Origin of the sequence: Methanothermococcus thermolithotrophicus DSM 2095 (genome assembly GCF_000376965.1) — an archaeon.
Taxonomy (GTDB): Archaea; AGJL01; Methanococci; order Methanococcales; family Methanococcaceae; genus Methanothermococcus; species Methanothermococcus thermolithotrophicus.
The window spans coordinates 1-11,506 of record NZ_AQXV01000018.1; the positions used below are offsets into that span (position 1 = coordinate 1).

At 34.7% G+C, this 11,506-nt stretch carries 11 protein-coding genes and 1 pseudogene; 8 read left to right on the plus strand and 4 right to left on the minus strand.

The features are described from left to right. Window positions 1-156: 156 nt before the first annotated feature. From F555_RS0100595 to F555_RS0100615, 5 genes are all read left to right on the plus strand, one after another. Window positions 157-768, plus strand: a complete 612-nt coding sequence (locus tag F555_RS0100595) for a flavodoxin family protein (protein ID WP_018153287.1) — start codon at window positions 157-159, stop codon at window positions 766-768. Between the two features lie 67 nt (window positions 769-835). Continuing rightward, window positions 836-1,396, plus strand: a complete 561-nt coding sequence (afpA, locus tag F555_RS0100600; protein ID WP_018153288.1) for an archaeoflavoprotein AfpA — start codon at window positions 836-838, stop codon at window positions 1,394-1,396. Between the two features lie 133 nt (window positions 1,397-1,529). After that, on the plus strand, window positions 1,530-2,276 hold the full coding sequence (locus F555_RS0100605) for an ABC transporter ATP-binding protein (RefSeq protein WP_018153289.1): 747 nt from the start codon (window positions 1,530-1,532) through the stop codon (window positions 2,274-2,276). Continuing rightward, window positions 2,246-3,469, plus strand: a complete 1,224-nt coding sequence (locus F555_RS0100610) for a SufB/SufD family protein (protein ID WP_018153290.1) — start codon at window positions 2,246-2,248, stop codon at window positions 3,467-3,469. The genes F555_RS0100605 and F555_RS0100610 overlap by 31 nt, the downstream gene beginning before the upstream one ends. A 135-nt stretch (window positions 3,470-3,604) precedes the next feature. After that, a complete protein-coding gene (locus tag F555_RS0100615) occupies window positions 3,605-4,012 on the plus strand; it encodes a CopG family ribbon-helix-helix protein (RefSeq protein ID WP_018153291.1) in 408 nt (135 codons plus the stop codon). Window positions 4,013-4,025: 13 nt separating this feature from the next. On the opposite strand, the gene phnE is transcribed toward F555_RS0100615, so the two are convergent. The 4 genes from phnE to F555_RS0100635 form a co-directional block, all read right to left on the minus strand. Beyond that, window positions 4,026-4,781: a phosphonate ABC transporter, permease protein PhnE gene (gene phnE, locus F555_RS0100620; protein WP_018153292.1), complete on the minus strand. Its 756-nt coding sequence runs from the start codon at window positions 4,779-4,781 to the stop codon at window positions 4,026-4,028. Further along, window positions 4,768-5,544, minus strand: coding sequence for a phosphonate ABC transporter ATP-binding protein (gene phnC / locus F555_RS0100625; RefSeq protein WP_018153293.1), 777 nt, complete (start codon window positions 5,542-5,544; stop codon window positions 4,768-4,770). Before phnC ends, phnE begins: the two co-directional genes overlap by 14 nt. Before the next feature lie 188 nt (window positions 5,545-5,732). Beyond that, on the minus strand, window positions 5,733-6,665 hold the full coding sequence (locus F555_RS0100630) for a phosphate/phosphite/phosphonate ABC transporter substrate-binding protein (protein WP_018153294.1): 933 nt from the start codon (window positions 6,663-6,665) through the stop codon (window positions 5,733-5,735). A 278-nt stretch (window positions 6,666-6,943) separates the two neighbouring features. Then, window positions 6,944-7,147 (minus strand): hypothetical protein, encoded by a 204-nt coding sequence (locus F555_RS0100635; protein ID WP_018153295.1) that lies wholly within the window; start codon window positions 7,145-7,147, stop codon window positions 6,944-6,946. A 297-nt stretch (window positions 7,148-7,444) separates the two neighbouring features. On the opposite strand from F555_RS0100635, the gene F555_RS0100640 reads away from it, so the two are divergent. The 3 genes and pseudogenes from F555_RS0100640 to F555_RS08825 form a co-directional block, all read left to right on the plus strand. Beyond that, entirely contained in the window at window positions 7,445-8,872 is a 1,428-nt protein-coding gene (locus F555_RS0100640; protein ID WP_018153296.1) for an MFS transporter, read from the plus strand. A 71-nt stretch (window positions 8,873-8,943) separates the two neighbouring features. After that, window positions 8,944-10,983 (plus strand): annotated as a pseudogene (locus F555_RS08820) (nitrate reductase). A 119-nt stretch (window positions 10,984-11,102) separates the two neighbouring features. After that, on the plus strand, window positions 11,103-11,506 hold a 404-nt coding region (locus F555_RS08825; protein WP_040682733.1), incomplete at its 3' end, for a coenzyme F420 hydrogenase/dehydrogenase beta subunit N-terminal domain-containing protein.

Here is an 11,506-nt window from a genome sequence, read left to right on the forward strand (position 1 = left end):
ACTCGTGAATTATTAATAATATTATATGAAAAAATATAAATAATCTAAAAAACTAACTATTGGTAGATAAATGTAAATGATTAGGATTTACAATAATAATGTGGTGTAACTTACAGTATTTTACAGCATATTTAATTTTTCAGGATGGTTGAAAATATGAAGATTTTAGGCATTAGTGCTAGTCCAAGACTGCAGGGGACTCATTTTGCGATAAATTACGCACTTGATTATTTGAATGATAAAGGGTGTGAAATAAAATACCTATCGGTATCAAGAAAAAAGTTGGAATTCTGCATTCACTGTGATTTCTGCATAAGAAAAAAGGAAGGATGTATTCATAAGGATGATATGGATGAATTTTATGATGGTTTGATATGGGCAGACGGTGTTATACTGGGAACTCCAGTTTATCAAGGAAATATTTCAGGACAGCTAAAGACTTTAATGGACAGATGTAGGGCAATAGTTGCAAAAGACCCTCAGGTTTTAAAAGGTAAATATGGAATGGGTATTGCAATAGGTGGCGATAGGAATGGAGGGCAGGAAGTAGCTTTAAGGACAATACATGATTTTTACATAATAAACGAAATGATTCCAATTGGCGGAGGCTCCTTTGGGGCAAATCTGGGGGCCACGTTTTGGTCGCGGGACCTAGGTAAAGATGGGGTAGAAGCAGATGAAGAAGGTCTCAGAGTTTTAAGAAAGACGTTAAATAAATTTTATAATGCCTTAAAGGGTACACAGTCGTTTGACGAAAGAAAGTTATAACTTAAATCTTAAATACCCATATATATCATGAATCAAATAAATGTCAAACGACTATAAAGGTGATCGAATGGTAAAAATAGCCTGGGGAATAACCGGATGCGGGGATAAGATAGAGGAAATTGTAGATTTGATGGTCGAATTAAAAAATAAGTACAATCTTGACGTGGACATATATGCCTCAAAAAATGCGAAAGTGGTTTTAAAGTGGTACAAACTTTGGGACCTATTAATAGATGAGTTTTACGATATAAGGGAAGAGGTAAATGCAAATGCCCCATTTTTACCTGGCAAGCTACAAACTGGAAAATACGATTTATTCCTTGTGGCCCCTACAACTGCAAATACAGTTGCTAAGATTACTCATTGTATAGCTGACACCTTGATAACAAATTCTGTTGCTCAAGGGGCAAAGGCTAAAGTGCCCATATATATCTATCCGCCGGATAACAAAATAGGTGAAATTGAAACAATAATTCCTGGGGGAAGAACTTTAAAGTTATATATCAGGAAGGAAGATGTAGAAAATGTTGATAAACTTCGAAAGATGGATGGCATAACAGTTTTAGATAGCGTAGATGAAATAAGTAAAGCCATTTTAAAGCATGTGACGGATGATCATAAAAACTAAAGCTAGATGAAAACCAAATTACGATTTTCTGCTCTCGACAAACTTAAATATTTGATTAAGTTTGTGAGTTTAAAATCTCGTAAGAGTAAGAGATTTGTCTCGATCGTAGAGAAAACCAAGAGATGGTGATTAAATGTTACAAATTGAGGATTTATCGGTTAAGGTAGGAAATAAGGTAATTTTGAAAGACATACATATGCACATTGAAAGGGGAGAAACTCATGTGCTATTTGGTCCCAACGGTGCAGGTAAATCAACCCTTATAAATACAATCCTTGGAAATCCAAAGTACGAGGTTATAAATGGAAGTATAATTTTTAGGGGAAAAGATATAACAGACATGCCAATGCATGAAAGGGCAAAACTTGGAATTGGAATCTCCTATCAAAGTCCTCCAGCAATTCCAGGAGTTAAATTAAAAACCCTGTTGGAGGTTATTTCAAAAAGGGATTGGGAAGAAGTAGAAAAGATGGCTGAAACCCTTAAATTTAAAGACTTCCTTGAGAGGGACGTAAATGTTGGGTTTTCTGGTGGTGAAGCAAAGAGGTCAGAAATACTCCAAATATTTGCCCAAGATCCTGACTTTATAATGTTTGATGAACCGGATAGTGGGGTTGACGTGGAAAACGTAGAACTATTAGGTAAATTAATAAACGAACTATTGGATAAAAATAAAAAACTCTGCGATAGAAAAAAATCCGGTCTTATAATTACCCACTTAGGATACATATTAAACTTTATGGATGTTGATAAAGCACATATATTATTCGATGGAGTTATCGCATGCTCTGGAAGCCCTAAAGAGATTCTTGATCAAATAATTAAACATGGTTATGAGAGGTGTATTGCATGTTATCAAGAGAGAAGCTCTCAACAATAAGAGAAATGGCAGAAAAATACAAAGATGTTCCTGCACCATTAGGGGAGGACATAGATTTAAGCGAATATAGAATAGAAGATGAGACGATATCTATATCATCATTAGCTGAACTGGATGAGGAATACAAACAGGCACTTTACAATGTAGGTGTTGATGTTGAAGAAAAAGCCACATCTGGTTCATACCTTCAAATAAACAATGAAGCCGTTTATTCAAAGATGAGCTCTAAAGTAGAGATAATGCCTATATCCGAGGCTTTAAAAAAGTATGATTTGGACGAATACTACTGGAATGCAGTTAAAATATCTGACAAATATACTGCAAGAACTGAATTGGAGTTAACGGAAGGTTACTTCATCAGAGCTCCGAAAGGAGTTAAGGAAACTATGCCTCTTCAAACCTGTCTTTTAATTGGAAGTGAGAATGTCTCCCAGAACGTCCACAACATAATAATAGTTGAAGAAGGTGCAGAGTTACACGTAATTACTGGTTGTACAACTTCACCGCATGTTAAATCAGGATTACACATAGGGGTTTCAGAGTTCTATATAAAGAAAGGAGGTAAGTTGACATTTACCATGATACACAACTGGGGAGAAAACGTTCATGTAAGGCCAAGGACAGGAATAATTATTGAAGACGGCGGTGTATTCATAAATAATTACGTTACAATGATGCCTGTAAAATCAATACAGAGCTACCCAACAGCTTACTGCGTTGGTGAAAATTCAAAAGCCACATTCCAGACCATACTCTATGGTAAAGGTAACTCCAAAATGGATATGGGGTCAAGAGTCGTTCTCTCAGGAAAGAACAGTAGTGCCGATATGGTTTCAAGGGTAATTGTTGTTGATAATGCTGAAATAATAGCAAGAGGACATATTGTGGGAGAAAATGAGGACGTAAAAGGACACCTGGAATGTAAAGGTCTTATTCTCTCAGATGATGCACATCTACATGCAGTTCCAGAGCTGGAAGCTAAAAAAGCAAATTTGGATTTATCGCATGAAGCTGCAGTAGGAAAGATTGCAGAAGAACAGTTGCAGTATTTAATGTCAAGAGGATTGACAGAGGACGAAGCCACTTCATTAATTATAAAAGGTTTCTTAAGTGTGGATATTTCGGGACTACCAGAAAATCTTGCAAAGGCTGTTAAGGAAATGATGGATCTAACACTTGAAAATGCACTCTAAACATTAACTTTAACTTTTTAACTATTTTGAATATGAATTATTTTTAATCCACATATAATGTGTTGGATCAGGTTATGCGTACTACGCCGGACTATGTTTTAATATCTTAAAATACCTTGAAGATACGGGGAAAAAATGGTAAATGTTGAAAGAATTAGTATATCCTTCTCAAAATTTCTTTTAAAGGAAATAGACGATGTTGTTAAAAAGAAAGGCTACTCAAGTAGAAGTGAATTAATAAGAGATGCTACAAGAAAGCAAGTATTAGAGAACAACCAATTAAATAGGGAAGGAAATATTAGTGGGATTATTATTGTTGTTTATACTCCAACAAAAGAATCACTTGAAAAAATGAGCAGAATATACTTTGAACACAACAGTGTAGTTAAATCGATAAATCAGTCCTATGTAACCACTTCCTGTGGAAAAAATAAAAAAGTAGAAGTTTTTATTGTTGAAGGAGATGCAGAAGAAATTTCCAAATTTTACGATAAAGTTTCAAAGATTGATGGAAAGATTTACGATAAAGTTATAGTATTTTAATTTTTTATTTATTTTATTTGTCTATTATTTTTCCTCTGATGTATGAGGATAATCTTTCAACACCGAATAGTATTAAGAATATTACCAATAATATTGCGAATACATCCTCATATTTAAATACCCTGAATTTTATGACAAACTGAAAACCTAAACCTCCGACTCCAAACATCCCGAGCATAATTACAACTCTAATATTGTGGTCAAGGGCATACAGTATGTAATTTATAAATGAAGGCATGATCTGAGGAAGTACACCATACATAAGTTTTTGAGTATATGATGCCCCACATGTCTCAAGGGCTTCCAATGGTTTTGGATCAATTTCTTCAATAGATTCTACAAAAAACCTGCCTATCATGCCAGTTGAATGAATAGCTATTGCAAAGATTCCCTGTGCGGCACCCAATCCAACAGCAGGTATTAGTAAAAACGCCCAAACTATATCGGGAATCACCCTTGCAATCATAATTATTGTTCTTGATATTGCATATACTGTTTTATGAATGGTCATATTTTTAGACGCCAATATTCCCAATAGTATTGAGGATATTATCCCAAAGAATGTTCCAACATAGGCTATTGCAAGTGTTTGAATGGTCGGATCAATTAAGTCAGGTATTGTTGATAAATTTGGAACTCTTGCCAATTTTGTGATTTTCGGGAGCTCCAAAATATCCTCCACGGTTAAACCAACATACTTTGCACATATTAAAAATAATGCAGTACATAGTATGGCAATAATTACACCATTTTTTTTAAATGTCCCCATTTGTACCACCATATATTAACTCAATAGTTTTTTTATCAACATCTTCAGGAGCTCCGTCGAATACTATTTGTCCATTGGACAGTCCTATGATTCTATCGCAATATTTTCTCGCATAATCCAATTGGTGTAAGTTAATAATTGTTGAAATATTGTCGCTTTTTGAGATATTCACGAACAGACCTAAAATCTCTTCCGATGTTTTCGGATCTAAACTTGCCACAGGTTCGTCTGCCAATATTACAATAGGTTCCATCGATAGAACCCTTGCTATTCCTACCCTTTGCTGTTGACCTCCTGATAAACTTGAAATTTTTTCATAAATTTTTTCTTCCAACCCTACTTTTTTAATATTATTTATGGCTATTTCAATGTCTTTTTTTGGGAAATAGCCAATATGTGTCCCAATTTTATACAACAAACCCCTATCGTTTATATGCGATAATCTTCCCATCAATACATTTGTGATTACGTCAGTTCTTGGAATAAGGTTAAACTGTTGAAATACCATACCCATTTTCTTTCTGATTCCTTTGTCTTTAGGAGTTATTTTTTCGCCATCTACAATAATCTCCCCGCCATCCGGTGTTTCTAAGCCCATTAAACATCTTAAAAGAGTAGTTTTTCCTGCTCCACTTAATCCCAATATGCCGACAATTTCCCCTCTCTTGATTTTAAAATTAATTCCCTTTAAAACCTGATTATTTTTAAATGATTTTTTTAAATTTTTAACAATAATCGCAAAATCAGAATTGGAGTCATCCATATTTTCACCTAAAAAAAGTATGATGAATTTATAGTTAAAGACAAAACCTTTTAGAAAAAGGTTTTGATTCCAAAACCTGATACCTACTCAACTTCGTTGAGTAGGTATATTTTGAAGGATATATTTAAGTTTGTTATGTCGGGCACTATAAACTGTAAAAAAATAAATTAAATGGTGTATTTACAACATTATAACTTACCTAATGCCTTAGCACTTTCTTCAATAATTTTGTAGTCATCAGGTGTGGCTTCAACGTATCCTATTATCTTACCGCCAGATATTTTTAAAGCATCTTCTTTTGATGTGGTTAAGAATGCCTCTTTGATTTTATTTCTTAAGTCTTCTGGAAGTGTGTCTGCCCTATAAACCCATGGATATCCTGGGATAGGATCTGATTCCCATATTACTATGTTTTTATCTTTTGATATTGTTCCGTCATTTGTCATTACTGTATATGTTTTATCGTTGTCTGCACCAGCATTTACTGTTCCTTCTTGAATAGCGAGCTCTACAGCATCATGCCCTCCTGCAAATATCATTTTTTTGAAATCTTTTTCTGGGTCAATTCCTGCCTTTATTAAGGCACCACTTGGTATTAAGTACCCTGATGTTGATTTTGGATCGACAAACGCAAAAGTAATTTCGCTTGCATGTTCTTTTAATGAATTTATATCTTTAACGCCCTTGTCGTATGTTTCTTTGTTAACTACAATAATACTCTTGTATGTTGCCTTACCGGTTTTTGCTGAAATTTCTTTTGCAAATGGTACGATATTTGGATCCTTTGCATGAGCGGATACGTAAGTAAAAGGACCTAAATACGCTACATCTGCTTTTTTATTTAATAATGCCTCCACGGCTGCAGTGTAGTCGGGAACTAAATTAACTTCATACTTATAGCCAGTTTTTTCTTCTAATCTATTAAGCAGTGGTTTCATATCTTCAAGCATTTTGGTTGGATCTTCATCCGGAATCATTACAATTTTAATAACTTTATTTTCATCTGCCAAGCCTGACGTTGCATCTGCCGCGGAAGAATCTGCTGACTGGGATACACAACCACTAAATGTGGTCATAATAACTACTATTACACACAGTATTAGCGCCATCAATTTTCCCATGTATTCACCTATTAGATTTTCTAATATATGGAATGCCAGTTAATTATCTAATTATTAGATAATTTAATTTCATTTTGCACTAAAAATGACGGATTTTTGGCATTCCAATTTAAAAATATATTAATACATATATATAATTTTTGATTGGTTATTACTATTGTTTTTAAAAAATAAACAAAATAAAACAAGTAATTAGAAAATAGATTAATTAACTTTCTAATTTTTTTCGCTAGTAAAAAGGACACATATTTTTATTTTTTATTGGGGTATTATATTAATCATGATTTTAAGCTTATTTCATAGGCCCTATTGGCCCAATAGTCTAAAGTTTTTTCCACATTTTTTTTACCGTTCTTTTTTATTGCCAATCTTCTCAAATAATTGAGAGTATTTCTTAACTCTCTCCCTGACATTAGGGGCGCATTTACTAATGTTTTTATCGCAACATTATCAATATCATCTATTTTTTCAAAATCTATCATTTTTACACCATGTAATTAATATTAATTACTATTTTGTAGACACACTAATTTAAAATAATTACTAACTAATATTTTTTGGTATATATTATTTTCCATGTATACGGAGTATTATTTTTTGAATTTTTTTCATAAAAATTATATCTTTTTTTGGGCTAAAGTTGTCAAAAATTTTTTTATATTATTATTGAATGTATAGTCAACTCGGAATAAAGCTTCCGATTACCGGCTGTTTTATTAATATAGGAATTATGGTGTAGTGTTACAACAGTATAACCGGAAGTTAAATAGAGGTGTAACATGGTTGAAAAACAAAGAAATAGATTCGGTATAATTGAAGCACTTAAAAGTGGAGATATAAAAACGTTAATAGCATCGCTGTTATACTTCGATACAGGATTTATGGTTTGGTTATTGTTTGGACCTGCTTTAGGTTTATTTATTGCAACAGAGCTTGGTTTATCCCCTGCTGAGAAAGGGTTTATGATAGCGGTTCCTATCCTTGCAGCCGCCATATTTAGAATTCCCTTCGGTTACATGTACCAGGCAATAAATGGAAAATACATTGCAATGATGGGTATTATCCTATCTGCATTACCAATCTTGTTTGTAAACTTGTTCCCAATAAACTACACAACATTGCTTATTCTTGGAGCATTTTTAGGTATTGGGGGAGCAAGTTTCGCTATTGCCCTACCAATGGCAGGGAGTAATTATCCAAAAAAATATCAAGGTCTTGTTTTGGGATTGGCAGCAGCAGGTAATCTTGGGGCAATGATGGATGGGTTGATTTTCCCACCAATTGCAGAAACTTATGGATGGAGAACTGCGGCATTGACTGCACTGGCATTTCTTGCAGTTTCATTCATGCTATGTTGGAGTTGGATTAAGGATAGTTCCCCAAAGAAGCCAGAGCTCAAAAACCATGCAATATTCAATTTTTCCGTAACCTTTGTATCATTAATAGCCGCAGCACTTGCGTTATATAACGGATGGTTTGGAGTTACTGGAAAAGTCGGATTGCTAATATTGCCGATTATTACAGGTTTAATATCGATTCTCCTCTTATCCCCCGAGTATAGGAATGCACTTAAAAAAAGAGATCCTTGGATATTCATGCTCTTCTATGCAATAACCTTTGGAGGATTCGTTGGGATGTCAGGCTCGGTAGCATTTATATTAAACGGACAGTATGGATTTGATCCAGTTACCTGCGGTATGTTAATGTCTCTTCTATCCTTCACAGGGGCAATAATAAGGCCTATTGGTGGATGGATTGCAGATAGGATAGGTGGAGTTAGGTTATTACTTGCAACCCTTGCTTCAATAGCCATATTTGACTACCTACTTGGATTCATGGTACCTCCTGCAGTAATTGGAATTCCACTATTGTGGGGATTATTTGCTTCATTTGGTCTTGGAAATGGGGCGGTCTTTCAACTTGTTCCATTGAGATGGCCAAGGGCAACAGGAATGGCTACTGGATTAATTGGTGCTGCCGGCGGTGTTGGAGGATTCTATCTATCATCAACAATGGGATTGGCAATGGAATTTACCAACTCCTATGGACCAGGTTATCTGATATTTGGAACCATCGCATTAATAGCGTTCCTTGCCCTGCTAAAATTAAAGGATGGATATATGGAGTGGGGATACGTCGGACACGACGATGATATTGTTCCAATTTCACAGAGGGTAATAAATAATGATAGATTAATCCAAGAATAGGTAATAAATAATGCTTATTACTGGTTAATATGCCGTTTTAAACAAAATCGGACGTTAAAGAGGTTGAAAATATGGGGATAAAAACACAGTGCCCATACTGCGGAACAGGGTGTGGTTTGGAGGTCGTAAAGACTGAAGACCATATAAAAATAAAGGGCGATTTGAACCATCCTGCGACAAAAGGTAGTGTATGTTCAAAAGCGGTTCTCCTCCCAAAAGCTTTGGATGTTGGAAGATTAAACAGGGTTCTTTATCGGGAAAATAAAAAGGATGATTTTAAAGAAATAGATTGGAATAACGCCTACCAGATATTAAAAGAAAAATTAGAAAGCCTTTCTCCAGATGAGATTTACTTTTATGTGTCGGGCCAATTGTTAACTGAAGAAATGTACGTTATTAACAAATTTGCCAAAGGGTTCATTGGGACAAACAATATAGATTCAAATTCTCGACTCTGTGTAGCAAGTGCTGTTATGGGGTACAAATTCGCCTTTGGTTCTGACGGTATTCCTGGGAGCTACGATGATATAGATGATGCTGATGGGTATATATTCATTGGTTCAAATGCTGCCTGGGCTCATCCAGGATTGTTTAGAAGAGTCTTAAAAAGAAAAAAAGAACATCCTGAAGCCTCAATTGTAGTAATAGATCCAAAATACACGGAAACGGCTGAAAAAAGTGATAAATGGATTCCAATAAAGGCTGGAACAGATACAGTATTCTTAAACAGTGTATTATATGTCCTTTATGAAAATAATTGGATTGATATGGAATTTATAAAAAAATATACTGAAGGTTTTGAGGACGCCCTTAATGAAGCTAAGAAATATCCTCCAAGGGTGGCAGCAGAAATTTGCGATATAGATGAAAAAGATATTTATGAAGTTGCAGAGCTCTTTGCTAAAAAGAAAAAACTCATAAGTTTCTGGACAATGGGGATTAACCAATCTTCAAATGGAACTACAAAAAACCTTGCATTAATAAACCTTCATCTTGCAACAGGAAGATTGAATGAAAAAGGATGCCCATTTTCATTAACTGGCCAATCAAATGCTATGGGGGGAAGAGAAGTAGGGTATCTTGCAAATGGTCTTCCGGGATACAGAGACGTAAGGAATAAGGGGGATAGAGAGTTTATAGAAAACTATTGGAAAATAGAAAAGGGAAAGATAAAAGACCAGCCAGGATACAGTATTGTAGAAGCGGTGGACAAAATACTTGAAGGGAAAATTAAATTTTTATGGATTGTATGTACAAATCCTGCTGTGACAGTACCTAACTTGAATAAATTCAAATAAGCCCTAAAAAAGGAGGATGTTTTTGTTGTAGTCCAGGATGCATACCATGCAGATACTGTAAACTTTGCAAATATTGCACTTCCCGCAGCACAATGGGGAGAAAAAGAGGGAGTTATGACAGGTGGAGACAGAACAATAACTCTTTGCAAAAAGTTCAAAGGAGCTCCTGAAAACGCCAAACCCGACTGGCTGATTTTTACGGAACTGGCACAAAAAATGGGTGGAGAAAAATTATTCCCCTACAAAAACAGCAGAGAAATATTTGAGGAATATAAGAAAGCGACCAAAGGTAGATTGTGCGATATTTCAGATTTTGAATATGAAGATTTGCCCAAAAGATGGGGTAAAAAGCATCTATATGAAGATTTAAGATTCCCAACACATTCTGGAAAGGCAAAATTCAATCCTGCAAAGTACAAGGAACCTGAAGATGAGAAAAAAGAAAGTTTTGATTTCATCTTAACAACAGGTAGATTAAAAAAACAATGGCATACGATGACAAGAACTGGAAAAATTAAAGAAATATTAAAAGGGGAGGAAATCCCTTATATCCTTATGAATGTCGATGATGCCATCGAGATTGGTGTTAAAGAAGGGGACCATATTACCCTTGTCTCTGACAGGGGAGAAATCACAAGAATGGTAAAAATAGGAAAAATAAAGAGAAAGCACTTGTTTACACCATTTGGGTATAGTTTGGAATTTTGTGATTCCCCTGCAAATCTCATTACAATAGATGCTGTGGATCCGTTCTCAAAAGAACCAGAACTTAAATTTTCAAAGGTTAAAGTCACGATTGCTTCGCGAAAATAATTGTTTAAATCATATACTGTAAAATCCTCAGAACTTATTAAGATTAAATGTAATAACAAAATGCCTAATTTGAAGTGGTATTATATCATTTTGCTGGACAACTATATGGAGGTGATTTAATGGAATGGAAATTGAACGATGTTATAGTTGATACAAACCAATGTGCAAAATGTTCAACATGTGCAATAGTCTGTCCAAACAACTTGGTAAAATTTAATGAAAAACCATATATTGGGGAAGAATGTCTAAGAAAAGGAAATGGGATGTGCTTTGAGGTCTGTCCAAGAGTCTCATCAGGAAAATATCAAATAAAAATCAGAGAAAAATTTAAAGAAGAATACTACTATGGAAAAGGAGACGTAGAAGGGCAGGACGGGGGAGTTGTAACAACATTCTTAAAGTATCTCTTAAAAAACAAAAAGATAGACGGTGCTATAGTAGTTGGGGATGAATGCTGGAAACCAGTCTCATTAATCGTTCAAAATGAAGAGGATTTAATGAATACTACAAAATCAAAATACAC

What these genes read in the sequence shown, in the direction of transcription:
- F555_RS0100595 (WP_018153287.1), top strand. Translation starts at nt 157, where the DNA reads ATGAAGATTTTAGGCATTAGTGCTAGTCCAAGACTGCAGGGGACTCAT.
- afpA (WP_018153288.1), top strand. Translation starts at nt 836, where the DNA reads ATGGTAAAAATAGCCTGGGGAATAACCGGATGCGGGGATAAGATAGAG.
- F555_RS0100605 (WP_018153289.1), top strand. Translation starts at nt 1,530, where the DNA reads ATGTTACAAATTGAGGATTTATCGGTTAAGGTAGGAAATAAGGTAATT.
- F555_RS0100610 (WP_018153290.1), top strand. Translation starts at nt 2,246, where the DNA reads ATGTTATCAAGAGAGAAGCTCTCAACAATAAGAGAAATGGCAGAAAAA.
- F555_RS0100615 (WP_018153291.1), top strand. Translation starts at nt 3,605, where the DNA reads ATGGTAAATGTTGAAAGAATTAGTATATCCTTCTCAAAATTTCTTTTA.
- phnE (WP_018153292.1), bottom strand. Translation starts at nt 4,781, where the DNA reads ATGGGGACATTTAAAAAAAATGGTGTAATTATTGCCATACTATGTACT.
- phnC (WP_018153293.1), bottom strand. Translation starts at nt 5,544, where the DNA reads ATGGATGACTCCAATTCTGATTTTGCGATTATTGTTAAAAATTTAAAA.
- F555_RS0100630 (WP_018153294.1), bottom strand. Translation starts at nt 6,665, where the DNA reads ATGGGAAAATTGATGGCGCTAATACTGTGTGTAATAGTAGTTATTATG.
- F555_RS0100635 (WP_018153295.1), bottom strand. Translation starts at nt 7,147, where the DNA reads ATGATAGATTTTGAAAAAATAGATGATATTGATAATGTTGCGATAAAA.
- F555_RS0100640 (WP_018153296.1), top strand. Translation starts at nt 7,445, where the DNA reads ATGGTTGAAAAACAAAGAAATAGATTCGGTATAATTGAAGCACTTAAA.